This window comes from Flavobacterium sp. YO12 (assembly GCF_004119495.1).
Taxonomy (GTDB): Bacteria; Bacteroidota; Bacteroidia; order Flavobacteriales; family Flavobacteriaceae; genus Flavobacterium.
In genome coordinates this window covers 26,124-51,852 of sequence record NZ_NRQU01000028.1, presented here as the reverse complement: position 1 = coordinate 51,852, position 25,729 = coordinate 26,124, and the positions used below count along the sequence as shown (strand labels likewise).

Here is a 25,729-nt window from a genome sequence, read left to right as displayed (position 1 = left end):
TTGTCTTAATTTTATTGCATTTTTGTTATATTTGATACTTATAAATAATACTATGATAGCACATTTGCAAGGGAAATTAGTTGAAAAAAATCCCACAGAAGTTGTAATTGATTGTGGTGGAGTGGGATACCATGTAAACATATCGTTGCATACCTTTTCATTAATTCCTAATGCTGATTTTATAAAATTGTATACGCATCTTCAAATCAAAGAAGATGCGCATACTTTATTTGGTTTTGTCGAAAAATCAGAGCGAGAAATATTTAGAATGCTTTTGTCTGTTTCAGGAATTGGAGCCAATATTGCAAGAACAATGTTGTCTTCTATTGAACCAAGACAAATTATTAATGCCATAGCATCGGGTGACGTTGGTGTTATCCAGTCTATAAAAGGAATAGGAAACAAAACTGCACAGCGAGTAATACTTGATTTAAAAGAAAAAGTGTTAAAGTTGTACGATTTAGATGAAGTTTCCGTAGTTCAAAACAATACAAATAGAGATGAAGCGTTATCTGCTTTGGAAGTTTTAGGATTTGTTAGAAAAACTTCAGAAAAAGTAGTCGAGAAGATTGTAAAAGAAGATCCGGAAGCTACCGTAGAAACGATTATTAAAAAAGCATTAAAAAGCTTGTAAACCCAATCTTGATAAACGAATTGTATGCGTAAAATTTGTATTTTTTTGCTGGTTTTATTATGTGGTAACGTTTTGCGATCACAAGTAAATCCGGCGGCTCAAGATACAACCAAAACTCAGTTTTCTGTTGGAAAATTAGAGTTAGAAAATCCGCCTAGTATACTCTCAGCTTATCGATATGATCCAATTACAGATCGTTACATTTATACAAAATCAGTCGATGGTTTTTCCATTGATTATCCCCTTATTTTAACACCCAAAGAATACGAAGATTTAGTTTTAAAAGAATCCAGAAGAGATTATTTTAGAAAGAAATCCGATGCAATCGATGGCAAGAAAGCAAACAGCGAAGCTGCCAAAAAAGATTTACTGCCACGTTACTATATTAATTCAAGCCTTTTTGAAAGCGTATTTGGAAGTAATACTATCGACGTAAAACCTACCGGATCTGTTGAGATGGATTTAGGTATGCGTTATACAAAACAAGACAACCCTTCGTTCTCACCTCGCAATAGATCAAGTCTTACATTTGATTTCGATCAGCGAATCAGTATGAGTTTAATGGGTAAAGTAGGAACTAGATTAGAGGTAAATGCAAACTACGATACACAATCAACATTTGCATTTCAAAACTTGTTTAAACTGGCATACACCCCGTCAGAAGATGATATCATCCAAAAAGTAGAAGTAGGTAATGTCAGCATGCCGCTTAATAGTACCTTAATTCGTGGAGCTCAGAGTTTGTTTGGAGTTAAAACACAGTTGCAATTTGGAAAAACAACCATTACAGGCGTTTTTTCAGAACAAAAATCACAAACAAAAAGCGTCGTTGCCGAAAACGGAGGAACAGTTCAAAACTTTGATTTGTATGCTTTAGATTATGATAACGATCGACACTTTTTCTTATCTCAATATTTTAGAAATAAGTATGACGCATCTCTAAGGAATTATCCAATTATTGATAGTCGTGTACAGATAACAAGATTAGAAGTTTGGGTAACCAACAAACAAAATCGTATAAGCACAAACAATAATAACTTAAGAAACATTATAGCGCTTCAGGATTTAGGTGAAGGCCAGATTAGTGGTATTCCAGATAACGAAGTTGTTGTAATAAGTTCTAGCACTGGATTTTTTAATAATCCTGTAGATACACCAACAAATAATACCAATAATAAATATGATCCAGCGACCATTGGTCAAGCAGGAGCATATTTAAATTCTAATATTAGAGAGATAGTAACTGCAAAATCAGGATTCAACAACACCAATGTAAGCGAAGCCACTGATTATTCAGTATTAGAAAATGCTCGAAAATTAACAGCGGCAGAATATACATTTAATCCTCAATTAGGATATTTATCGTTACAGCAGCGTTTGGCAAACGATGAAATTCTAGCAGTAGCTTTTGAATATACAGTTGGCGGGAAAGTGTACCAAGTAGGAGAATTTGGAAGTGATGGTATTGACGGAACAGTCGTTACTGGAAACAATAATGGCAATCAGGCAATTATAACACAGAGCTTAGTTTTGAAAATGCTGAAAAGTAATTTGACAAACGTTAAGAATCCAGTTTGGAATTTGATGATGAAAAACGTTTATCAGATTCCACAAGCCTATCAAATTAAACAAGATGATTTTAGGTTAAATATCCTTTACACAGATCCATCGCCTATAAACTACATTACACCAGTTCAAGGAACTACTTTTCCTCCAAATCCAGCGCCAGATAGTAAAGTGGAACAAACGCCATTATTAAACGTTTTCAACTTAGATCGCTTAAACTACAATAATGATCCGCAAACAGGTGGAGATGGATTTTTTGATTACATTCCTGGAATAACAGTCGATGTTCAGAACGGGCGTGTAATTTTTACAACAAAAGAACCTTTTGGAGAGCTTATCTTTAAAAAATTACAAAACAGCGCAGGAGAAACATATAACGATCCAACAACTTACAATGCCAATCAGCAAAAGTATGTTTTTAGAAATATGTATAAAAACACTCAGGCAGGAGCATTGCAAGACAGTGATAAAAATAAATTCTTATTAAGAGGAAAATATAAATCGTCAGGAAGCAACGGAATACCTATTGGAGCATTTAATGTACCTCAAGGATCTGTCGTTGTTACTGCAGCCGGACGAAGACTAGTTGAAGGGATCGATTATAGTGTCGATTACCAACTAGGAAGAGTACAAATTTTAGATCCTTCACTTCAGGCATCAAATACGCCAATCGAAGTTTCGTTAGAAAATAATTCAATCTTCGGGCAGCAGACTAGAAGATTTATGGGGTTCAATGTCGAGCATAAAATTTCAGATAAATTTGTTGTTGGAGGAACTTACTTAAAAATGACCGAAAGACCATTTACTCAAAAATCAAGTTATGGTCAAGAGTCAGTAAATAATACCATTTTTGGTTTTAATGGAAATTACTCAACAGAAGTTCCGTTTTTGACAAGATTAGCAAACAAATTGCCTAATATTGATACAGATGTGCCATCGAATTTATCTATACGAGGTGAAGTTGCATTTTTAAGACCAGATGCTCCAAAAGCAAGTGATTTTGAAGGAGAGGCAACCATTTATGTTGATGATTTTGAAGGTTCACAGACTACAATCGATATGCGATCTGCTTATGCTTGGAGTTTAGCATCAACACCATTTGTAAATTCTATAAATGATAATACATTTAATGCCAATTCAAACACTTTAGAATACGGTTATAAAAGAGCAAAACTATCTTGGTATACCATTGATCCAATTTTTTATTCCTCAAAACCATCTGGAATTTCAAATGATGATTTGTCTTTAAATACAACAAGAAGAATTTACAGCCGAGAATTATATCCAAATACCGATATTGCTCAAGGACAGATTCAGGTAGTTAATACACTTGATTTAACATACTATCCATCAGATAGAGGACCTTATAATAATAACCCAAATTTTAGTTCAAGCAATCCATCGTCAAATTTTGGTGGAATCATGCGAGCTTTAAACTCAACAAATTTTGAACAAGGAAATGTAGAGTATATTCAGTTTTGGGTGCTGGATCCTTATGTTGGAAATGGAGAAACACCGGGAACTAATACAGGTAAAATATATTTCAACTTAGGAGAAATTTCCGAAGACGTTTTAAAAGACGGAAGAAAACAATATGAAAACGGATTGGGGCCAGATCAAATTATGGTTAATCCGCAGCCGCTTTGGGGAGATGTCCCTGCATCACAATCTTTAATCTATGCTTTTGACACCAATCCAGATAACCGAAGAAATCAAGATGTTGGTTTAGACGGTCTGCCAAGTTCAAAAGAAGGAGCAATTTATACAAATTATGCAGGAGAAGCTGACCCTGCAGCAGACGATTATACCTATTATTTAAATACTGATGGCGGGGTTCTTGAACGTTATAAAAACTATAATGGAGTTGAAGGCAACTCAGCAGTAAGTATTAATGATCCAAATCGTGGTTCAACGACTCTTCCAGATGTTGAAGATATTAATCGCGATAATACAATGAGTACCATAAATGCTTATTATGAATATAGTATTGATGTAAAGCCGGGAATGCAGGTAGGGCAAAATTATGTTACAGATATTAGAGAAGTAAGTAATGTAGAACTGCCAAACGGAGGAACAACAACAGCAAGATGGATTCAGTTTAAAATTCCAGTTTCTCAGCCACAAAACACGATTGGTAATATTACAGATTTTAGATCTATTCGTTTCATGCGTATGTTCATGACTGGATTTAATAATCAGACTACCGTGCGTTTTGGAGCCTTAGATTTAGTGAGAGGAGAATGGAGAAGATATACAGGAACCCTTGATGCAAATGACCCAAATCCAGACGATGATGGAGTAGAGTTTGATGTAGCAGCAGTAAATATTCAAGAAAACGGAACCAAGTGTCCAGTAAATTATGTAATTCCACCCGGAGTTCGAAGAGAGCAACTGTATAATAACAATACTGTTATCAATCAAAACGAGCAATCTTTGGCAGTGCGAATTGGCGGTGTAGGTTTACAGTATCAAGATTCAAGAGCAGTTTTTAAAAACGTAAGTGTTGATATGCGTCAATACAAAAAACTTAAAATGTTTTTACATGCTGAATCTCTGCCAAATGAAAATACACTTGAAGATGATGAAATGGTTGGTTTCATTCGTTTTGGAAATGACTTTACACAAAACTTCTATCAAGTAGAAATTCCATTAAAAGTTACCAGAACAGGAGGTTCGTGTACTATAAGTCCAGATTTGGTTTGGATGGAAGAGAATAACATAGACTTAGCTCTTGATTTATTGACCAGTATGAAAATTAAAGCCATGTCTATTGATATCAATTCTGATAAGCGTGATATTAACGGAATTTATTATCCAGATGATGATTTATCAAGTGGAGGAGATGGTGATGGAAGATTAAAATTAGGTATAAAAGGAAATCCTAATTTTGGTTTAGTGCGAAACTTAATGGTTGGAGTAAAAAGCAGGGCCGATCATAAAGATATAAAAGGAGAAGTGTGGTTTAATGAACTTCGATTAGCAGATTTAGAGAATAAAGGCGGAATGGCAGCAATATTAAATGTTGATACTAATATGGCCGATTTTGCAACTGTTTCTGCAACTGGTAGAAAAAGTACAATAGGTTTTGGATCTTTAGAGCAAGGAGCAAACGAACGCAGTCGTGAAGATGTACAGCAATACAACATTGTAACGAATTTGAATTTAGGAAAATTATTGCCTCCAAAATGGGGAATCAACCTGCCGTTTAATTATGCAATCGGTGAAGAAGTAATTACGCCAGAATATGACCCTTTTAATCAGGATATTAAGTTAGATCAGTTAATAAGAGAAACGACAAACGAGGCTGAAAAAGACAATATTAGAACTCGTGCTGTAGACTATACGAAACGTAAAAGCATCAACTTTATAGGTGTTAGAAAAGATAGAGCTCCAGAGCAGAAACCTCATGTTTATGATGTAGAGAATTTTACATTTTCACAATCATACAATCAGGTCGAAAGACACGATTATGAAGTTGAAAGTTATGAAGACGAGCAGTCTAGTACAGCAGTAAATTATGCCTATACATTTCAGCCCAAAGAAGTAGTTCCGTTCAAGACTACAAAGTTTATGAAGAAAAGCGATTATTGGAAAATGTTAAGCGACATCAATTTTAATTATCTGCCGTCAAACATATCTTTTAATACTAATATTTTAAGACAAAGCAACCGTCAGCAGTATAGACTAGTTGAAGTTGAAGGTATTGGACTTGATCCTTTATACAGAAGAAATTTTGCCTTTAATTATCAATATGGTTTTGGTTTCAACTTAACTAAATCATTAAAACTAAATTACTCAGCGGCATCAAATAATATAGTTCGAAATTTCTTAAACGATGATAACTCTCCAAAAGAAGATTTTAATATTTGGGATGATTATTGGGACATTGGTACGCCAAATCAGCACGTTCAACAGTTAATATTGAACTATGATATTCCAATCAATAAAATTCCAATCTTTAGTTTTGTAAAAGCGAGTTATTCTTATACAGCAGACTACAGTTGGAATCGTGCTTCAACTGCATTTACACAATACGAAGATACCAATGGTAATATATATGATTTAGGAAATACAATTCAAAACGCAAATTCTAATACACTTACTACAACCTTAAACATGAATATGTTGTATAAGTATTTAGGATTAACGCCGGGTGCAAAATCTCCCGCAAAACCTAAAACAGCAGCACCGCCAAAACCAGGTGAGAAAATTGTTAATACAGCAAAACCAGTTGTAAGCAGCAGTCCTTTTTATGATGGTTTAATTGGAGTGTTGACCAGTGTGAAAAATGTTCAAATTAATTACACCAAAAACAGCGGTACCGTTTTACCTGGATATACGCCAAGTATTGGTTTCTTAGGAACATCAAAACCAAGTTTAGGATTTGTATTTGGAAGCCAAGATGACGTTCGTTACGAAGCTGCAAAAAATGGATGGCTGACAACTTACCAAGATTTCAATCAAAGTTTTACACAAGTTTCAAATAAGCTTTTAAAAGTTACAGCAAACATTGATTTGCTTCCCGACTTAAAAATTGATTTGGCAATGGATCGCGCCTATTCTGAAAACTCATCAGAACAGTTTAGTGTTGATCCAGCAACGAGAGAATATTTGCCGTTGTCGCCTTATACTTATGGAATGTTTTCTATTTCGACAGTTTTGATTAAAACAGCTTTTTCAACTAGTAATGAAACACAGTCTGCAGCATTTGATGATTTTAGAAACAATCGTTTAATAATTGCAAACCGTTTGGCAGAAGAACATTATGGCGCAGGAGTAGAAATTCCTAGATATGGAGATGCAAATAATCCAATTCCAGCAGAAACAGATCCTAATTATAAAATATATGTTTCCAATCAAGGGTATCCTATTGGATATACAAAAAGTAATCAAGCTGTTTTGTTACCATCATTTTTGGCGGCATATACAGGCGCTGATGCTTCTGGTTCATCTACAGATATTTTTAGAAGCTTTCCAATTCCAAACTGGAGTATTAAATATAATGGATTAATGCGCTATAAGTATTTTAAAGATAAGTTTAAGCGTTTCTCATTACAGCATAATTATAGAGCATCTTATACTGTGAATCAGTTTAGATCTAACTTTGATTTTAATGATCCTGCTAAAACGCAAGACGTTAATACTAATTTCTATAATCAAATTATTATGTCTAACGTTAACTTAGTTGAGCAGTTTAGTCCATTAATTCGAATGGATTTTGAATTGAAGAGTTCTTTACGAGTGCTCTCTGAGATTAAAAAAGATAGAGCATTATCAATGAGTTTTGATAATAACTTATTGACAGAAGTTAGAGGAGTCGAATATATAGTTGGATTAGGATATCGTTTTAAAGATGTTATTTTCTCGTCAAGATTAGCAGATTCTCCAACAGGAATTATTAAGAGTGATATAAATATTAAGGCCGATTTCTCATTTAGAAATAATGAAACATTAGTACGATATTTAGATTACGATAATAATCAACTTGCGGCAGGACAAAATATCTGGTCGTTAAAATTAACAGCTGATTATTCTTTTAGTAAAAACTTGACAGCAATATTTTATTACGATCATTCATTTTCAAAGGCTGTTATTTCAACATCATTTCCTTTAACGAATATTAGATCCGGGTTCACGCTTCGATATAATTTCGGAAATTAAATTTGGGTTTCTAAACAGGAATTTCTTAGAAGATTATTACATTTGTTGCAGAATTATTAAATTATCAATTTTCAAACACACAATTATGAGCATACCAGCAAATTTAAAGTACACAAAAGATCACGAATGGGTTAGCATCGAAGGAGATGTTGCAACAGTAGGAATTACTCATTTCGCACAGAAAGAGTTAGGAGATATTGTGTATGTTGAAGTAGAAACTTTAGATCAAACACTTGATAAAGACGAGGTTTTTGGAACAGTTGAAGCTGTAAAAACAGTTTCAGATTTGTTTTTGCCTTTAACAGGAGAAATTATTGCTTTTAATGATAGTTTAGAAAGCGCTCCAGAAACAGTAAACTCTGATCCTTACGGAGCAGGATGGATGATTAAGATAAAAATTGCAGATGCTTCAGAAATAGAATCATTATTGTCTGATGAAGCATACAAACAATTAATAGGTGCCTAAACAAATCCTTTTAATCTGGGCGATTATTTGCTCGGGAATCATTGCATACTTTTGTTTGATAGATTCAAGCAAAATACCAGCAGTTAATTTTCCGAGTATAGATAAAATCGTGCACTTTTGTTTTCATTTTGGATTTACAATTTCATGGATCTTGTTTTTCAAAAAGGAACTTAAAGGCAAAGAAGCAGATGATTATAAAGCCTATTTGATTTCGTTTATATTTTCCGTTTTTTTCGGAATTACAATCGAAATTTTGCAAAGTATTCTAACAGTTACCAGAGCTTCAGATGTAACAGATATTTTAGCAAATGCATTAGGTGCAGTCGTAGCAGTTTTTTCTGCGATAGCTTTTAAAAAACAGATTAGCAAAATATAAGAATATAATAACCCACTTCGGTGGGTTTTTTTATGATTTAAAATAAAGGTTTGTAAAAACTTATTTTGTCAGAATTTTAATGTATTTTTGTAGAATTCGATCTAATTTCAAAATTATGAATGTTAACCAATATTTAGATTCAACATATTTAAAAACAGCTTCTCAAGCCGGACTTACAGAAGAAGAGAATACTATTGTCGTAAAAAAAGCAATTGAAGAAGCGATTCAGGAGAAGTTTAAATTAATTATGATTAGGCCAAATTTCGTGACTATGGCTAAAGAAATGATTGTAAAAGCAAACTCAGCTTTACTTGTTGGTACCGTAATAGATTTTCCAGAAGGAAAATCAAGTTTAGAAATTAAGATAAAAGAAGCCAATGAAGCAATTGAAAATGGAGCCGATGATTTGGATTTTGTTTGTAATTATGAAGCGTTCAAAAATGGTAATACGGAATTAGTGAAACAAGAAGTTCTAATAGGAACTCAGATTGGGCTGGCAAATAATAAAACCGTAAAATGGATTATAGAAGTAGCAGCTTTAAACGAGAAAGAAATTATTCAGCTTTCTTCACTTATAAAAAATGTAGTTGTATCCAATTTTAATGAAGAAGATTACGCATCAGTTTTTGTGAAATCTTCAACAGGATTTTATAAAACCGAAAATGATCTGCCAAACGGTGCAACAATTCCTGCTGTAATTATAATGTTAGAAAATGCATCTCCTTTGTCTGTAAAAGCTGCAGGCGGCGTTCGCTCTTATGAAGATGCAGTAGAAATGATTCGTTTAGGAGTTAAACGTATTGGAACTTCAGCAGCAAAAGTAATTTCAGACGGTGGCAATACTACAAATCGGTATTAATTATAAGTCTAAATTTACGTGAACAAGATTTTTTTACTTGTTGTAGCTCTTTTATATCCTTATTTTCTCTTTTCACAAGAAACAAAAATAAAGCTCGGTTTTTCCACAGAGCAATTTCCAGTTTTTTCAAATTGTGAAAATCTTCAATCTAAAAATCTTGAAAACTGCTTTTATAAAGAAGTTCAGGATTTTGTATTTAATAATTTTAAAGTTCCCGAAAATCTTCGGCACAACAATTATAAAGGAGAAGTTAAAGTGCTTTTTGAAGTTGATGCCAATGGCAGTTTTAAAGTAATTTATGTCAATGCGGCAAATGAGTTATTGTCTGATGAAGTCAAACGCGTTTTTAGTAATTTTCCTAAAGTAAAACCTTCAACTTACAGTGGAAAACCAACTTACTCCCAATATACCATTTCCGTTGACATACCTTTAAAAAATGCAGATCAAATAGCCCAAGAAGCTTTGGCTGCCGCCGAAATTTTAAGACCAGTCGAAAAACCTACAACAGAATTAGATAGTATAGTCTATAAAAAGTACAAAATGCCTGAATTTGAAAGTCATTTAAATGTACCTTTTTCACACAGTTATTATGCACAGTTTGATGGAGCTCTCAATCAAGTAGGAATTAATAACCATACAGCTTCAAAACCCTATACTTATACAGAAGTGTCTAAATATTATAATCTGAAAGCGGTAAATCAATCACTTCAAAAAAAAGGTTCGACTTGGTTGGGAAGAAAATTTTGGAATGAAAATATGGTTCAGATTCAAGGAGAGGATTATTGGCTGGCATTAAATCCAATTGTCGATTTGCAAATGGGAAAGGCCTCAGATATTGATGCTTCATATACTTATGTCAATACTCGCGCGTTGAATTTTAGAGGAGGATTAGGAAAGCAAATTAATTTCACTACAACAGTTTTTGAAAGTCAAGGTCGTTTTGCTGGTTATTTTAATGATTATGCCGAATCGATAAAACCGTCAGGGGGAAATCCTGCAATTATCCCGGGAGTTGGAATTGCCAAGCGATTTAAAACTGATGCTTATGATTTTCCTTTAGCAGAAGCTGATATAACTTTCACACCAAGTAAAGTTTTCGATTTTCAGTTGGGTTATGGAAGAAATTTTATTGGAGACGGGTATCGTTCTTTGTTTGAAAGTGATGGAGCCAGTCCATATCCTTATTTTAAAATTAATACCACTTTTTGGAAGATAAAATACACCAATACTTATATGTGGCTTAAGGATGTTCGCCCAGATGTGACAATCGAGAAAACATATGCATCAAAGTTTATGGCAAATCATTACTTAAGCTGGAATGTTTCAAACAAATTAAATTTTGGCTTTTTTGAATCTGTAGTTTGGACAGATTCTAATAATAGAGGATTTGATGTTAATTTTGTAAACCCAATTATTTTTTATCGCACAGTTGAATTTACATCTTCCTCAAAAAGCGGAAATGCACTTTTAGGGATAACGTCAAAGTTCAAATGGAATAATCAGATCAATTTATACGGACAGTTTTTAATAGATGAATTTTCCGTATCAGATGTAAAAGCAGCAAATAAAAGTTGGAAGAATAAATTTGGAAGTCAAATTGGAGCCAAATATTATAATGCATTTCAAGTAAAAAATCTGTTTTTGCAGTTAGAATACAATCACGTTCGACCTTATGTGTACTCGCACAGTGCTGTAATTACAAACTACGGACACAATAATCAAAGTATTGGGCATCAATGGGGAGGTAATTTTGAAGAACTAGCGGCAATTGCACGTTATCATAAAGGGCGTATTTTTGCAGATGCCAAAATTACAACCGGTACAAGAGGATTAGATTTTGACACTGCAGAAGACAATTACAATTATGGTGGAAATATTTATAAAGGTTATGATGAAAAAAGACCTTATAATACTGGCGTAAAAGTAGGGCAGGGAAATAAAACAAGTATTTTTATTAGCGATATTCAAGGCGGTTATTTAATAAACCCAATTACTAATTTAAAGCTTTTTGGAAATTTTATTTATAGAAATTTTGATCCAACAAAAGAAACTACGTTAACTTTTAAACAAAATACCACTTGGTTTACGGTAGGATTGCGCTCTGATATTTTTAATTGGTACTTCGATTATTGAAATTTTTAATAAGATTTTTCGAAGTAATTGTGTTAAAGAATTGAAACTTCTCGATTTGGGACAGTTTTATTGAAAAAAATCTAAATTTATAGTTCTAAATTCTACAATCAAATTTGTACATTTGCACCACTCAAAAAAAATACAAACACTACGGTATTGAACGCTTCAAAAAAAACATTTTCAATAAAAGCAATATTTCAGGATTTCAAAGAGATTACTAAAGCAGGTTTAGCTATTAGTGTTTTGTTTTCTTCAATTGCTGGATATTTATTAGGTGTAAATGATGAGCATCCTTTTAAATGGAGTGTTTTGGCGGTTTTAGCAGTTGGAGGTTATTGTATGGTTGGAGCATCAAATGCTTTTAACCAAGTAATAGAAAAAGATATCGATTCTTTAATGGATCGCACAAAAAACCGTCCAGTTTCTTCAGGACGTATGTCACCAACAACAGCGCTAATTGTTGCTAGTTTACTTACTATTATTGGTATTTCATTGCTTTATACAATAAATGCGAAATCAGCAATGTTTGCTGCAATTTCAATATTTCTATACACAAGTATTTATACACCATTAAAAACAGTAACTTCATTGTCTGTATTTGTAGGTGCATTTCCTGGAGCAATTCCTTTTATGTTAGGCTGGGTTGCTGCGACAGGAGAATTTGGCATAGAAGCAGGTACATTATTTTTAATTCAATTTTTCTGGCAGTTTCCTCATTTTTGGGCAATTGGCTGGTTTTTATATGAAGATTACGAAAAAGCAGGAATCTTTATGCTTCCAACCGGAAAAAAAGATAAAGGGACAGCTCTGCAGGTTATTTTATATACAGTTTGGCTTATTATTGCTTCATTACTGCCGGTTTTAGGGTATACAGGGCAATTGTTTATTTCGCCAATAGCTGCAGTTCTAGTGTTTTTATTAGGTTTATGGATGTTATTTTTTGCTGTTCGTTTGTATCAGCTTCGAACTGCAAAAGCAGCAAGAACATTAATGTTAGTTAGTGTGTCTTATATTTCGCTGTTGCAGATAGTATATATAGTAGATAAATTTTTAAGATAGTTATTTATGGAAATGACAATGACAAAAAGTGAAGAGCAAGTAAGAAAATCAAAATCAGCTAAGTTGATTTTGTTGTTCGCGATGGTTAGTATGACCATGATGTTTGCTGGACTTACAAGTGCATTTGTGGTGAGTAAGTCAAGAGCTGACTGGTTGAAGAATTTTGAATTGCCAACAGCGTTTTATTATAGTACAGCAGTTATTATTGGGTGCAGTGTTACTTTTTATTTGGCTAAAAAAGCCATTCAAAAAGGAAATAGAAGCGCTACAACTGCTTTTTTATTAGGAACATTAGCTTTAGGAATCTTGTTTGTTGTGCTGCAGTTTGCTGGTTTTGGACAAATCGTTCAAAGCGGGTATTATTTTACTGGAGAAGGTAGCTCAATTACTACAACTTTCTTGTATGTAGTAACCGTTACGCACTTATTGCACTTGGCTGGAGGGTTAATTTCACTTTTAATTATAATTTATAATCATTTTAAACAAAAATACAATTCGACTCAAACTCTTGGAATAGAACTAGGTGCGATGTATTGGCACTTTTTGGATTTATTATGGTTATATTTATTTTTATTTTTATATTTCTTTAAATAAGAAAAAAACGTAAATTTGGGAACTTTTTAACGAATATCTTTTATGGGAGCGACAGTTACTACTGCAAACAACGACGAAAAAACTTGGGGAGGCGGTCATGAGATTCAGCCACTAGGAGCAAGTTATGGTAAAATGATGATGTGGTTTTTTATCGTATCAGATGCCTTGACTTTTTCTGGATTTTTAGGAGCCTATGGTTTTTCTAGATTTAAATTTATTGAAACTTGGCCATTGGCTGATGATGTGTTTACACACTTTCCTTTTATGCATGGTGTTTCGGCTCCTATGTATTATGTAGCCTTAATGACTTTTATTTTGATTTTTTCATCTGTAACAATGGTTTTGGCTGTTGATGCAGGGCATCAATTAAAGAAAACAAAAGTTGCAATTTACATGTTCTTAACAATTATTGGAGGTTTAATCTTCGTGGGCTCACAAGCTTGGGAATGGAAAAACTTCATTAAAGGTGAGTACGGTGCAGTTGAAACAGTAGGAGGTAGTTTGTTACAATTTGTTGACAAAGACGGTAAAAGAGTTGCTCTTGCAGATTTTGCTGTAAAATTACCAGAACAAAGAGAAGCTTTGACAAGAAATAAAACAACTTGGTTCATGGAAGATGCTCATGCATTGCCATCTTACACAGTTGCCGAAGTTCAAGCAGGATTTAAAGCACATCCTGAATTATTGATCAGAACAGAAAAGCTTACTGAGAAAAAGAAGAAAACTGTTCTTGATAGAGCAGAATCTGAAGCTCATTTAGCAACTGCAAAATATGTAGTAGAAGGTGCAAACTTGATTAGAAATGAGTACGGAAACAAATTGTTTGCTGATTTCTTCTTCTTTATTACAGGTTTCCACGGATTCCACGTATTTTCTGGAGTAATTATTAATATCATTATTTTCTTTAATGTATTATTAGGAACTTACGAGAAAAGAAAAAGCTACGAAATGGTAGAGAAAGTTGGTTTATACTGGCACTTTGTAGATTTAGTTTGGGTATTTGTATTTACAGTTTTCTACTTAGTTTAATTTTAGATTTTAATTATTATGTCACACGAGCACGTATCAAATACAAAAAGAATCTGGTTTGTTTTCGCTTTACTATCAGTAGTAACTACAGTAGAAGTTATTTTAGGTATTCTTAAACCAGAATCATTAGAACTTACTCATTTTGTTGGTTTGAATTTATTAAACTGGATATTTTATATCTTAACTATTTTCAAAGCATATTATATAGTATGGGCATTTATGCACATGGAAGGTGAAAAAAGCAACCTTAGATGGTCTGTTGTATCGCCTGTTATATTCCTAGTTTTATATTTATTGTTTATTCTATTGACAGAAGGACATTATATTTATGGGGTTTTTAAAGATTCTACTATTAAATGGAATTTTTTAACATGATATTAATTCGAAAAGAAGCTCCGTTTTGCGGAGTCTTTTTTTATTTTTGTACCTCAATAACTTCTGTTAATACAATGAAAAAAATATAGTTCTTTTTGTACTTTTTGTTTTGCCAATTGTAGCCTATTTGTTTTTTGCTTCAGGCGTAAATAGTTTTACAACACTTCCGGTAATTACACCAAAGATTGCTGATTTTGGAGATTGGAAATCTTTAGATGGCAAAAAAGTTTCTCTCGATAAAAAATTACGGTTTTAGGATTTTCGGGTTCTGATATTTTAAGTAACAGAGGAAATTATTTTAATCTCAACGAAAAAATATACAAACGTTATTATGGTTTTGAAGACCTTCAATTCGTAGTAGTCTGTCCAGAAGGTACAGAAGAAGAAGCTCAAAAAGTACTTGACGCACTTAAGCCTTTTACAGATGTTAAAGGATGGAATTTTATTTTTGCTCCACCTGCTGAAATTGAAACTTTTTACAATCAATTGCATTTAAAAGGAAAACTAGATAAAAACCTTGGAACTCCAAATGTTTATATCATAGATAAAGAAAGAAACTTAAGAGGTCGTAAAGGCGGAGATAAAGATAAAAAGGACGAGTACAAAGAAGGGTACAATACTTTTCATCCGTCAGAATTGAGTAATGAAATGCTCGATGATTTTAAGATTATTTTGTACGAATACCGTGCAGCATTAAAAAAGAATCATAACGCTACTAAACAACTTTAAACTCACATATAATGTTCAAAAATAAATCATACATAGGGATTTCATTTATTATTCTAATTTTTGGAATTTATGCAGTACCTAAAATAGTAGATAGAATAAAGAATGGTGAAGTTGTAAAAGGAAACCGTTTGGATAACGTAGGATTGAAAAATTCTAAAGCAGATGGAAAATTAATAACCATTGGCCCGGCGCCGAAATTCGAATTGACTAATCAAGACAACGTTAAAGTGTCTAACGCTGATTACAAAGGGAAAGTTTATGTATTAGAATTTTTCTTTACTACTTGCCCGTCAATATGTCCAAAAATGAATTTAAGCATGTTGGAGATTGAGAAAACGTTCTTTGGTAATCCAAACTTCGGAATAGTTTCTATAACCATAGATCCGGCTCACGATACACCGCAAGTGTTAAAAGATCATGCAAAGTTATTAGGAGTGAAATCATCAACTTGGAATTTTCTAACTGGAGATAAAACTACAATTATGGATTTATCGAATAAAGGATTTAATCTTTATGCAGGAGAAAATGAAAAAGTAAGCGGTGGTTTTGAGCACTCAGGTTTATTTGCTTTAATAGATAAAGATGGGAATATACGCTGCAGAAAAGATGAGTATGGTAACCCAAGTATTTATTATGATGGTTTAGATAAAAAAGGAGTTAGAGAAATTCAACAAGATATTAAAATATTATTAGAAGAATAAAAATGGAAGATCAGTCTTTAGAAAAAAAGTTCAGCAAATTTATTATTGCCGTTTCGATTGTGATACCGGTGGTTGTCGGAATTTTGTTCGGAATCAAATTGAAAAATTTTGGAATTAATGTAGAGCCGCTTTCTTTTTTACCTCCTATATACGCTACAACAAATGGTATTACAGCAATTGTTTTAGTTTGGGCAGTAATTGCTGTTAAAAACGGAAAACGAAAGCTGCATGAAAGATTAATGACTCTTGCAATTGGCTTGTCGGTTGCTTTTTTAGTGATGTATGTGGCGTATCATATGACGGCAGATTCTACTAGGTTTAGAGGAGAAGGTATTGTACGTTATGTATACTACTTTATTTTATTAACTCATATTTTGTTGTCAATTGCGATAATTCCATTAGTGTTAATCACGTATGTAAGAGCACTTGCAAAACGATTTGACAAACATAAAAAAATAGCTAAAATTACTTTTCCGCTTTGGTTGTATGTTGCGGTTACAGGTGTTGTGGTTTATTTAATGATTTCTCCTTATTATGCTAATTAAAAATAAAAGTAAGTTTCAAGTTTTAAGTTTCAAGATGCAGAGAATATTTTTTGTAATCTTGTTGTTCTTTGTTGGAGTTGTTGCAAATGCCCAATGTGCAATGTGTAGAGCGGCACTTGGCGGTGATTCAAATGTAAAAAAAGCGGAAGCAGTAAATGATGGAATCGTTTATTTAATGGTTATTCCATATTTACTTGTAGGTATAATTGGGTATCTTATTTATAAGATGTACCAATCTAAAAAGAAAAAGGCAGAATAATTATTCTGCCTTTTTCTTTTTATTTCAATCCGTTAACCGATACATTAACCGTTCCGTTGATTTTTATAAAAGCAATGATCGCTTGATTCGTCAGCTGTATTTTGTCAAACTGAATATCTTCCATTTTTCCATTTACAAAAACTCCAGGCATTGGCGAGTAGTTTTTAAGATAAGCAGCCATGTTTTTTTTGCCTTCTTCTAAATTAGGCTGTATAGAATAACGACAGCTTTGTTCCATTTTTCGAATTACATATCCTTGCGCAAGCCAGCTTGCAGTTCTCATTAGCTTGCTTTTAGTGTCTAGAACGTAATCAAGTTTGTCAAAATAGATTTCTTTAGTCTGTGGATTGTATTGCGGAAATCCGTTTAAATAAAGCGTTCCATTTATAGAACCTAAAACATCTAGAGCGATTACCATTTTTCCGTCTTTATGCCAAATAGTAACATTTTTAACTGTTATTTTTTTGCTTCCAGAACCAAACTCTTGTCCGGCAAAATTCTTAGTCATAATTTTTGAAGCATCTACATAGCTTGAAATTGCGGCAATATTTGCTGAAATCTGGTTCGGAATTTTTGTAACGGGCTTTAAAACAATTTTATTAGCATTGAATTTAGATTCTGGTTGTTTGCCTACAATAGTTTCCATATTGCATTTCATACCCATATCCATTAAAAAAGAATCGTTTTTTAGCTTTGCATTTGTCGAGTAAATTTCGACAGGAACAATTCGAAGCCAGCTTTCATAAGTATCACTCATTTGAAATGGTGTACAGATTTTTTCTAAAGCAGATAAAACATTAGGTTTAAAATCCATAGACTTTTCAATTGCGTCATCTATTTTGCGCTCCAATTTAGATTTGAAAATGGAGATAGCAGGATTTATTAAATAAGTAATAGGCATATTTTTTCCAAAAACACTCATTGTAGGACTTTCGTTCCAATCAAGTGATTTGAATTCTGTTTTGGTATTCAGTTTCCAATTTGTCAAAGCCGCTTCACTGGATAAAGTAATTACGCCGTTTAAATTAAATTCGCGTATATCGTAAAGATCCACTCCTAGTTTCTTGGTTCCTATTCTGTATTTTATATTGGCTTTTAATGGCAGGATTGTTTTTATTTTTTTATCCGGATTGGCAGGATCATTTTGAATTTTTATAGGAGCCTGTTTCCAAATTTTCATTTGAATGTCGTCATCTTCGATATCATTATCCTCATAAATTAATCCCGTTAATAAAGCGTTTGTCTGGCTTTCAATATCGGTAAGTTTTACGGTTATTGGTAAATTTATAAATGATGGATTTGCATCATAAACCAACGGGCTTGCGTCATCTGGCTCAGGCTTTAGCGTTTCAAGTTTTTGAGTTGTTGAACAGCTGGAAATTACTGTAAATGCAGTAAATAATGATAACCTTAAAAGAAATTTCATTTGTATTAAATTTTTAAAGTGCAACAAAATTAAGAAAACAATTAAATTATCTTAAAAAAGTGTAACAATTGGTTAAGATCGCCGTCTTATTTAGATATGGAAACGAAATTATTAACGTTTTGTTATCATAAATTACTTATAAAAAATATTATTATTGTTTAAAAATTTAACAATACCATGATCGAGATCAAAGATTTACACAAATCCTATAAAATGGGAAGTTCGGAATTACATGTGTTAAAAGGGATAAATTTTAATATAGCCGAAGGAGAATTAGTTGCGATTATGGGTTCGTCTGGATCTGGTAAATCTACGCTTCTTAATATTTTGGGAATTTTAGATGAGGCCGATTCGGGAAGTTATATTTTAGACAAAACTCCAATTAAGAAGTTAAACGAGACTTTGGCTTCAAAATATCGTAATAAGTTTTTAGGTTTTGTATTTCAATCCTTTAATTTGATAAACTACAAATCAGCTCTTGATAATGTTGCAATGCCTTTATACTACCAAGGAATAAAAAGAAAAGAGCGTTATGATATTGCGTTAAAGTATCTTGAAAAAGTAGGTTTGGGCTCGCATTCACATCATTTACCTAATGAACTTTCAGGAGGACAAAAACAACGTGTTGCGATTGCAAGAGCATTAGCATCAAATCCTAAAGTTTTATTGGCTGATGAGCCAACAGGTGCATTGGATACTAAGACTTCATACGAAGTTATGGAGCTTATTCAAGGAATTAACGATGAAGGAAAGACTATTTTGATCGTTACGCACGAACCAGATATTGCCGCAATGTGCAAAAGAAATGTTGTCCTGAAAGACGGATTAATTATCGATGATAAATTAGTAGAACAAGTTAGAGCTTCATCTTATGTTTAATATTGAGCGTTGGCAAGAAATATTTGAGGCAATTTCCAAAAATCGGCTGCGAACCTTCTTAACAGGTGTTTCCGTTGCTTCTGGGATTTTTATTTTGGTGATTTTACTAGGAGCTGGTAAAGGTCTTCAAAATGGTATTGAAAAACAATTTGAACGTGATGCTGCTGGTCTTATCGAGGTTTGGTCTGGTACAACAACAAAAGAGTACAAAGGACTTAACCCAGGCAGAAGAATTCAGTATCGAAACAGTGATTTTAATCAAGCAGTTCAAAAGTTTGAAGATAAACTAGATTTAAGAGCTTCAACACAGAATTATTGGGGAGCGCCTTTTGCATACGGAAAGGAATCAGGGAATTATCAGTACAGAGGAGTTGATCCAGATTATGGCGCTGTTGAAAATCTTACGATAGTTCAGGGGCGATATGTAAATGCTAAAGATTTACAGAATAATGAAAAAGTCGCTGTTATCGGAATGAAATTAAAAACGGATTTGTTTAAAGACAAAGAAGCTCTTGGGAAAGAAATTTCAATTAATAAAATTAATTTTAAAGTAGTTGGAATTTTTAGTGATCCGGGAGGAGAAAGAGAAGAAACGAGAGCGTATCTGCCATTGAGTACTGTACAAAGAACTTTTGGTGCCGGAGATAAAATCAGTAATTTGTTTTTACTTTAAAAAAGACAAATGATTATGATGAAGCTTTGGCGCAATCTGAAAAGTTTACTCAGGATTTAAAAGATTTATTGAAGAGTAAAAATATAGTTGCTCCAGATGATGATGGTGGAGTAGGAGTTTACAACTCGGTTAAAGATGCAAAGCAGTTTTATGATCTAAATTTATACATCAGATTGTTTTTTTGGTGGGTTGGTATCTGTACTATTATTGCCGGGGTTGTTGGTGTTAGTAATATTATGTTGATTATTGTAAAAGAAAGAACAAAAGAAATTGGAATTAGAAAAGCCTTAGGCGCATCTCCATTTTCTATTATTACAATGATTCTTCATGAATCTATATTTATTACCACAATTGCTGGTTTTGTCGGATTGCTTGCCAGTTTGTTATTGTTGGAATTTGTTGGACCGATGGTACAGAGTGAATATTTTCAGAATCCTGAGGTAGATTTCAGTGTAGCCTTAACAACGCTTGCATTGCTTGTATTTGCAGGAGCACTTGCTGGATTTTTTCCAGCATACAGAGCAGCCAAAATTAAACCTATTGTAGCACTTAGAGACGAATAATTATGTTTAAGAAAGATAATTGGGACGAGATTTTACAGGCCTTAACGGCAAATCCTTTCAGAACGATTCTGACTGCTTTTGGTGTTTTTTGGGGAATTTTCATTCTTGTAATTCTACTTGCGGCAGGTAATGGCTTGGAAAATGGAATTAAAAAAGGATTTGACGGAATTGCTACTAATACCATGTTTATGTGGAGTCAGACGACTTCAAAAGCCTATAAAGGACTTCCTAAAATACGTCGTTACGATTTTAGAAATAGTGATGTTGCAGCCTTAAAAGCGGCATTACCAGACTTATTATATGTTTCGCCAAGGAATCAGTTAGGAGATTTTAATGGGACAAATAACGTGGTTCGTGGTACAAAAACATCTGCATTTACAGTATACGGAGATTATCCAGAGCTGATAAAACAGCAGCCGATGGATATCATAAAAGGTAGATTTGTAAATCAGCAAGATATTCAAGAAAGAAGAAAAGTTGCAGTAATTGGTAAAGGTGTTATCAGCGAACTTTATGGTAAAGAAGAGGAATGTATTGGAACCTATGTAAAAATTAACGGCATAAACTTTATGGTTGTTGGAGTTTATAATTCTAAACAGCAAGGAGGAAATGCAGAGCAAGAGCAAAAGAATATCTTTATTCCTTTTACCACTTTTCAGCAGGCTTTTAATTTTGGAGACAAAGTGGGTTGGATGGCTATTACTGCAAAAGATGAAACTTCGATTACTTCATTAAAACCAAAAATTCTAGAATTAATTAAAGCGCTTCATTCTGTAAATCCAACTGATGACAGAGCAGTGGGGAATTTTGATTTGTATGAGCAATTTAATAAAGTACAAAGTTTGTTTAATATTTTGAAAATCATTGCCTATTTTGTTGGAACTCTGGTTTTGATTTCGGGTGTTATCGGAATTTCAAATATTATGCTTATTGTAGTTAAAGAACGAACCAAAGAAATTGGAATTAGAAGAGCACTGGGCGCAACACCTGCTGCTATTCGTGGTCAAATTTTAGCTGAATCTATATTTTTAACTATTATTTCAGGTATGTTAGGAATAGCCGTCGCAACTGGAATTATTGCGATTTTAAATATGGTTTTAGATTCGATGCCCCCGGGCAGTAATACTATGTTTGCCAATCCAAGTGTAGATTTAGGAGTTGTATTCGTTGCTTTACTTATACTAGTAGGATCCGGTTTGCTGGCAGGTTTTATTCCTGCACAAACTGCCATTAATGTTAAGCCGGTAGATGCTTTACGAACAGAATAAAATTATCAATCAAAAATAATCGATTAAACCAAAAACAAAATGAAAAAAGGATTTACTGTAACCATTTTAATTTTAATTGCCGTAGTTTTTTTTGGCGCACTTTACTATTTGTACGCAAAGAATCAAGAGCCGCCTATAGTATTTAAAACTGAGAAAGCAGAAATTAAAACAATTGTAAAAAATACAATTGCGACTGGGAATATTCAACCTGATGAAGAAGTCTTAATCAAACCAAACATTTCAGGTATTATTGAAGAAGTTTATATCAAAGCAGGAGAAAAAATCAAAGCAGGCGACATGATTGCAAAAATTAGAGTCGTTGCCAATGTATCTAATGTAAGCAGTACTCAAAATCAAGTGCAAACAGCAAAAATTGCTTTAGATAATCAAGAGAAAATTTATCAAAGACAAAAAACACTTTTTGATAAAGATGTAATCTCTGCTAACGATTTTGATGCAGCGCAATTGGCTTACAAACAAGCGAAGCAAAATTATTTAGCTGCAAAACAAAGCTTAGATATTGTTAAAACAGGAACAACAACATCATTAGGAAATTACGCAAATACCTTAATTCGTTCAACTGTAAACGGAATGGTTTTGGCGGTTCCTGTAAAAGTAGGAAATCAGGTTATTGAAAGTAACAACTTTAATGAGGGTACTACTATTGCCAGCGTTGCCGATGTTGGAAGAATGATTTTTATTGGAAAAATTGATGAATCTGAAGTAGGTAAAATTAAAGAGAAAATGCCTATCGAAATTACAGTTGGAGCAATTGAAAACAAAAAATTTGAAGCCGTACTTACTGATATAGCGCCAAAAGGAGTAACAGAAAATGGAGCAATTCAGTTTGAAATTAAAGCCAAATTAGAAAATAATGACGGTACTTTTATCAGAGCTGGTTTAAGTGCAAATGCATCTATTATTCTTGAAAAAGCGGATAAAGTAATGGCTATAAAAGAGTCATTGGTTCAGTTTGACAAAAAAACACAAAAACCATATGTTGAAGTCGAAACGGCTCCTAAGAAATTCGAAAGAAGAGATTTAGTTTTAGGAGTAAGCGATGGAATTTATGTTCAGGTTAAAAGCGGTATTAAAAACACCGATAATATTAAAATCTGGAACCAAGGTTTAATCAACGAAGGCGAGAAAAAATAGATTGAAATTGTAAGAAGTTTTTTGGTTTTAAAAAATGTTAAATTTGTGCAGCTTGGCCGCTGTACTTTCACTCAAAATATATGAAAATAAATAAATATAATAGTCTTGTTTTCGCCATGTTGTTCGGTTTAGGATTATCAGGGCATGCTCAAACAAAACAATGGACACTAGAGGAATGTGTACGATATGCATTAGATAATAATATAACTATAAAGCAGACAGAACTAGATGTTAAAACAGCTGATATTGATAAAAAAGGAGCATTTGGCAACTACTTACCATCAGTAAGCGGAAATGCTTCGCATTCTTGGAATATTGGTTTGAATCAGGATGTTACAACAGGACTTTTGCGTAATCAAACCACGCAATATTCTTCTGTAGGACTTAATGCTGGTGTTGATATTTACAAAGGTCTGCAAAATCAAAACGCATATCGAAAAGCTAAATTAGCGATTGTAGCTTCAAAGTATCAATTGTTAAAAATGCAGGAAGATATTTCGCTGAATGTGGCAAATGCTTTTCTTCAAATTTTATCGAATAAAGAAGATTTGAAAATTAAAAAAGAGCAGCTTATTATTGATGAAAAGCGTTTAAAACGTTCTGAAGAAATGGTAAATGCAGGTACAATTCCTCGTGGCGATTTATATGATTTAAAAGCTACAGTTGCTACTGATCAGCAAAATATTACCGTTTCAGAGAATAATTTATTGATTTCGAAACTAAGTTTAGCACAGCTTTTACAGCTTAAAGAATTTACAGATTTTGATGTTGTTGATGACACTAATGCAAAAGATGAAAATAACATCATGGCGCAAAATCCTATTGATATTTACAATAAAGCAAAAGAGACTAGAACAGAGTTAAAATTGGCTCAAACTAATCTTGAAATTGCTGAGAAAAATGTAGCAATCGCAAAAGGAGCTTATCAGCCGACACTTACAGGTTTTTATGGGTTTAATACGAGAGCAAGTTACAGCGATCAGATTAAACTAGATGCAAATGATAAACCTTATACAGTAGGACCTGATCCTATTTTTGATCAGTTTAGTAAGAATAAAGGACATAACTTTGGTTTTCAATTGAATGTTCCTATATTTAATGGTTTTGCTACTAGAAATAATGTTGAAAGAAACAAAGTAACTTTAGAGAAATCTAAAATAGATTTAGAGCAAAAAAGTTTAGATTTGCAACGTAACGTTTATACTGCTTTTACAGATGCAAAAGGCGCTTTAAATACTTATGAGTCAACAGTAGTAACGTTAGAAGCGAGACAGCAGGCATATAATTATGCTAAAGAAAAGTATGATGTTGGTTTAATGAATTCATTCGATTTTACACAAGCACAAACTTTGTTGACAAATGCACAGTCAAATGTTATTAGATCGAAATACGATTATATGTTTAAGATTAAAATAATCGAATTCTATTTCGGAATTCCAATTGTTCCAATTATTTCAAAATAATTTATTATGTCAAAAAAAACAATTTACTTCTTACTCGGCGGAGCTGTTGTACTTATTTTCGCATTAGTTGGTCTTTCCAAAGCAGGAGTAATAGGAAGTAAAGATGAAGGAAAAGAAGTTGAAATTTCTAAAGTAGCATCATCAACAATTGTTGAAACAGTTTCAGCAACTGGTAAAATTCAGCCTGAAATAGAAGTAAAATTATCATCAATGGTTTCAGGTGAAATTATTGCTTTAAATGTAAAAGAAGGTCAAGTTGTAAAAAAGGGAGATTTACTAGTTAAGATAAATCCTGATTTGTATACTTCTGGTTTAGAGCGTTCGGTTGCCAATTTATCTGGAACAAAAGCAGGTTTAACGCAATCTGAAGCGAGTTTTAAAGAAGCCAAAGCAAGTTACGAACGTAATAAAACGTTGTACGATAAAGGTGTAATTTCAAAATCAGATTGGGATAAGGCTATTTCAACCTACGAAGTTGCAAAAGCGACAAAGCAAAATGCTTATTACAATGTTCAAAGTGCATCAGCATCGGTAACAGAAGCACGTGATAACTTAGGCCGTACAACAATTTATGCTCCTGCAGACGGAACGATTTCAGTTTTAAATGTTGAGTTAGGAGAACGTGTTTTAGGGACGCAACAAATGGCTGGTACAGAGCTTTTGAGAGTGGCAAACCTAAACAATATGGAAGTTGAAGTTGATGTAAACGAAAATGATATTGTAAAAGTAAAAATTGGCGACGAAGCTAATGTTGAAGTAGATGCTTACTTAAAAAAGAAATTTAAAGGTATTGTAACCAGTATTTCAAACTCAGCAAGTACAACTTTGACGTCAGACCAAGTAACAAATTTTAAAGTTAAGGTTCGTATTTTAAAAGAATCTTACCAAGATTTATTAGAAGGAAAACCTAGTACGTATTCTCCTTTTAGACCTGGAATGACCGCTACAGTTGATATTATTACAACAACTAAAACTAATGTTTTAGCCGTGCCAATTAGTTCTGTAGTTGTAAAATCAGATACTACTGCTGTAAAAGACTTTAAAGTTGAAGATCCAAATGAAGACAAAAAAGCAGCTCCAAAAAGCGATAAAAAGTTTGAGTGTGTTTTTGTAAAAGTAGGAGATAAAGCAAAAATCAGAATCATTAAAACGGGAATTCAGGATGATACGAATATCGAAGTAATGTCTGGTTTAAAAGCAGGGGATGTTGTAATTACAGGTCCTTATACAACAGTATCTAAAGATTTAAATTCTGGAGATAAAGTGAAGCTTAAAAAAGAAGAAACAGCTAAAAAGTAGTTTCTAAATAATACAAA

At 33.0% G+C, this 25,729-nt stretch carries 19 protein-coding genes and 2 pseudogenes; 20 read left to right on the top strand and 1 reads right to left on the bottom strand.

All coding sequences use genetic code 11. From position 1 onward, the window contains the following. Nucleotides 1-52 precede the first annotated feature (52 nt). The 14 genes and pseudogenes from ruvA to BOW55_RS11120 all read left to right on the top strand — a co-directional run bounded on the left by ruvA (nt 53) and on the right by BOW55_RS11120 (nt 16,986). The gene (gene ruvA, locus BOW55_RS11185) at nt 53-634 is read left to right on the top strand and encodes a Holliday junction branch migration protein RuvA (protein WP_089054431.1); all 582 of its coding nucleotides are present in this window, start codon (nt 53-55) and stop codon (nt 632-634) included. 24 nt (nt 635-658) lie between these two features. Further along, nucleotides 659-7,861, top strand: coding sequence for a cell surface protein SprA (gene sprA, locus BOW55_RS11180; protein WP_129024178.1), 7,203 nt, complete (start codon nt 659-661; stop codon nt 7,859-7,861). An 85-nt stretch (nt 7,862-7,946) separates the two neighbouring features. Continuing rightward, a complete protein-coding gene (gene gcvH / locus BOW55_RS11175) occupies nt 7,947-8,327 on the top strand; it encodes a glycine cleavage system protein GcvH (protein ID WP_089054433.1) in 381 nt (126 codons plus the stop codon). Further along, nucleotides 8,320-8,703: a VanZ family protein gene (locus tag BOW55_RS11170; protein WP_129024177.1), complete on the top strand. Its 384-nt coding sequence runs from the start codon at nt 8,320-8,322 to the stop codon at nt 8,701-8,703. Before gcvH ends, BOW55_RS11170 begins: the two co-directional genes overlap by 8 nt. Nucleotides 8,704-8,818: 115 nt before the next feature. Next, nucleotides 8,819-9,562 carry a deoxyribose-phosphate aldolase gene (deoC, locus tag BOW55_RS11165; protein WP_129024176.1) on the top strand — a complete coding sequence of 248 codons (744 nt, stop codon included), beginning with the start codon at nt 8,819-8,821 and terminating at the stop codon, nt 9,560-9,562. An 18-nt stretch (nt 9,563-9,580) separates the two neighbouring features. Beyond that, the gene (locus tag BOW55_RS11160; protein WP_129024175.1) at nt 9,581-11,695 is read left to right on the top strand and encodes an energy transducer TonB; all 2,115 of its coding nucleotides are present in this window, start codon (nt 9,581-9,583) and stop codon (nt 11,693-11,695) included. Nucleotides 11,696-11,851: 156 nt separating this feature from the next. Continuing rightward, nucleotides 11,852-12,754 (top strand): heme o synthase, encoded by a 903-nt coding sequence (cyoE, locus tag BOW55_RS11155; protein WP_089054437.1) that lies wholly within the window; start codon nt 11,852-11,854, stop codon nt 12,752-12,754. Nucleotides 12,755-12,760: 6 nt separating this feature from the next. Further along, nucleotides 12,761-13,348, top strand: a complete 588-nt coding sequence (locus tag BOW55_RS11150) for a cytochrome c oxidase subunit 3 (protein ID WP_089054438.1) — start codon at nt 12,761-12,763, stop codon at nt 13,346-13,348. A gap of 42 nt (nt 13,349-13,390) precedes the next feature. Continuing rightward, nucleotides 13,391-14,377 carry a cytochrome c oxidase subunit 3 gene (locus BOW55_RS11145; RefSeq protein ID WP_089054439.1) on the top strand — a complete coding sequence of 329 codons (987 nt, stop codon included), beginning with the start codon at nt 13,391-13,393 and terminating at the stop codon, nt 14,375-14,377. 18 nt (nt 14,378-14,395) lie between these two features. Then, nucleotides 14,396-14,752 carry a cytochrome C oxidase subunit IV family protein gene (locus BOW55_RS11140; RefSeq protein WP_129024174.1) on the top strand — a complete coding sequence of 119 codons (357 nt, stop codon included), beginning with the start codon at nt 14,396-14,398 and terminating at the stop codon, nt 14,750-14,752. 109 nt (nt 14,753-14,861) lie between these two features. Then, nucleotides 14,862-15,481 (top strand): annotated as a pseudogene (locus BOW55_RS11135) (hypothetical protein). Nucleotides 15,482-15,492: 11 nt separating this feature from the next. Continuing rightward, a complete protein-coding gene (locus BOW55_RS11130; protein WP_129024173.1) occupies nt 15,493-16,182 on the top strand; it encodes an SCO family protein in 690 nt (229 codons plus the stop codon). Between the two features lie 2 nt (nt 16,183-16,184). After that, nucleotides 16,185-16,727 (top strand): DUF420 domain-containing protein, encoded by a 543-nt coding sequence (locus tag BOW55_RS11125; RefSeq protein WP_129024172.1) that lies wholly within the window; start codon nt 16,185-16,187, stop codon nt 16,725-16,727. A gap of 34 nt (nt 16,728-16,761) precedes the next feature. Beyond that, on the top strand, nt 16,762-16,986 hold the full coding sequence (locus BOW55_RS11120) for a hypothetical protein (RefSeq protein ID WP_241686541.1): 225 nt from the start codon (nt 16,762-16,764) through the stop codon (nt 16,984-16,986). A gap of 19 nt (nt 16,987-17,005) precedes the next feature. Here BOW55_RS11120 and BOW55_RS11115 read toward each other — a convergent pair whose 3' ends face one another. Beyond that, nucleotides 17,006-18,412: a DUF4403 family protein gene (locus BOW55_RS11115; RefSeq protein ID WP_129024170.1), complete on the bottom strand. Its 1,407-nt coding sequence runs from the start codon at nt 18,410-18,412 to the stop codon at nt 17,006-17,008. Between the two features lie 177 nt (nt 18,413-18,589). Here BOW55_RS11115 and BOW55_RS11110 point away from each other — a divergent pair, with 177 nt between their 5' ends. The 6 genes and pseudogenes from BOW55_RS11110 (at nt 18,590) to BOW55_RS11085 (ending at nt 25,712) form a co-directional block, all read left to right on the top strand. Next, the gene (locus tag BOW55_RS11110; RefSeq protein ID WP_089054446.1) at nt 18,590-19,291 is read left to right on the top strand and encodes an ABC transporter ATP-binding protein; all 702 of its coding nucleotides are present in this window, start codon (nt 18,590-18,592) and stop codon (nt 19,289-19,291) included. Further along, nucleotides 19,284-20,527, top strand: a pseudogene (locus BOW55_RS11105) (ABC transporter permease). The gene BOW55_RS11110 and the pseudogene BOW55_RS11105 overlap by 8 nt, the downstream one beginning before the upstream one ends. 2 nt (nt 20,528-20,529) lie before the next feature. After that, on the top strand, nt 20,530-21,795 hold the full coding sequence (locus BOW55_RS11100) for an ABC transporter permease (RefSeq protein ID WP_089054448.1): 1,266 nt from the start codon (nt 20,530-20,532) through the stop codon (nt 21,793-21,795). A gap of 39 nt (nt 21,796-21,834) precedes the next feature. Next, the gene (locus BOW55_RS11095; protein ID WP_089054449.1) at nt 21,835-22,950 is read left to right on the top strand and encodes an efflux RND transporter periplasmic adaptor subunit; all 1,116 of its coding nucleotides are present in this window, start codon (nt 21,835-21,837) and stop codon (nt 22,948-22,950) included. 80 nt (nt 22,951-23,030) lie between these two features. Continuing rightward, nucleotides 23,031-24,413, top strand: a complete 1,383-nt coding sequence (locus BOW55_RS11090) for a TolC family protein (protein WP_129024169.1) — start codon at nt 23,031-23,033, stop codon at nt 24,411-24,413. A 6-nt stretch (nt 24,414-24,419) separates the two neighbouring features. After that, entirely contained in the window at nt 24,420-25,712 is a 1,293-nt protein-coding gene (locus tag BOW55_RS11085; protein WP_129024168.1) for an efflux RND transporter periplasmic adaptor subunit, read from the top strand. The last annotated feature ends 17 nt before the right edge of the window (nt 25,713-25,729 follow it).

Bases quoted from the DNA above. Each gene is read 5' to 3' on its own strand.
- BOW55_RS11120 (WP_241686541.1), top strand. From the start codon at position 16,762: ATGCAGAGAATATTTTTTGTAATCTTGTTGTTCTTTGTTGGAGTTGTT.
- BOW55_RS11150 (WP_089054438.1), top strand. From the start codon at position 12,761: ATGGAAATGACAATGACAAAAAGTGAAGAGCAAGTAAGAAAATCAAAA.
- BOW55_RS11110 (WP_089054446.1), top strand. From the start codon at position 18,590: ATGATCGAGATCAAAGATTTACACAAATCCTATAAAATGGGAAGTTCG.
- sprA (WP_129024178.1), top strand. From the start codon at position 659: ATGCGTAAAATTTGTATTTTTTTGCTGGTTTTATTATGTGGTAACGTT.
- BOW55_RS11145 (WP_089054439.1), top strand. From the start codon at position 13,391: ATGGGAGCGACAGTTACTACTGCAAACAACGACGAAAAAACTTGGGGA.
- BOW55_RS11100 (WP_089054448.1), top strand. From the start codon at position 20,530: ATGTTTAAGAAAGATAATTGGGACGAGATTTTACAGGCCTTAACGGCA.
- BOW55_RS11115 (WP_129024170.1), bottom strand. From the start codon at position 18,412: ATGAAATTTCTTTTAAGGTTATCATTATTTACTGCATTTACAGTAATT.
- BOW55_RS11085 (WP_129024168.1), top strand. From the start codon at position 24,420: ATGTCAAAAAAAACAATTTACTTCTTACTCGGCGGAGCTGTTGTACTT.
- BOW55_RS11090 (WP_129024169.1), top strand. From the start codon at position 23,031: ATGAAAATAAATAAATATAATAGTCTTGTTTTCGCCATGTTGTTCGGT.
- ruvA (WP_089054431.1), top strand. From the start codon at position 53: ATGATAGCACATTTGCAAGGGAAATTAGTTGAAAAAAATCCCACAGAA.
- BOW55_RS11095 (WP_089054449.1), top strand. From the start codon at position 21,835: ATGAAAAAAGGATTTACTGTAACCATTTTAATTTTAATTGCCGTAGTT.
- BOW55_RS11130 (WP_129024173.1), top strand. From the start codon at position 15,493: ATGTTCAAAAATAAATCATACATAGGGATTTCATTTATTATTCTAATT.
- BOW55_RS11140 (WP_129024174.1), top strand. From the start codon at position 14,396: ATGTCACACGAGCACGTATCAAATACAAAAAGAATCTGGTTTGTTTTC.
- deoC (WP_129024176.1), top strand. From the start codon at position 8,819: ATGAATGTTAACCAATATTTAGATTCAACATATTTAAAAACAGCTTCT.
- BOW55_RS11125 (WP_129024172.1), top strand. From the start codon at position 16,185: ATGGAAGATCAGTCTTTAGAAAAAAAGTTCAGCAAATTTATTATTGCC.
- gcvH (WP_089054433.1), top strand. From the start codon at position 7,947: ATGAGCATACCAGCAAATTTAAAGTACACAAAAGATCACGAATGGGTT.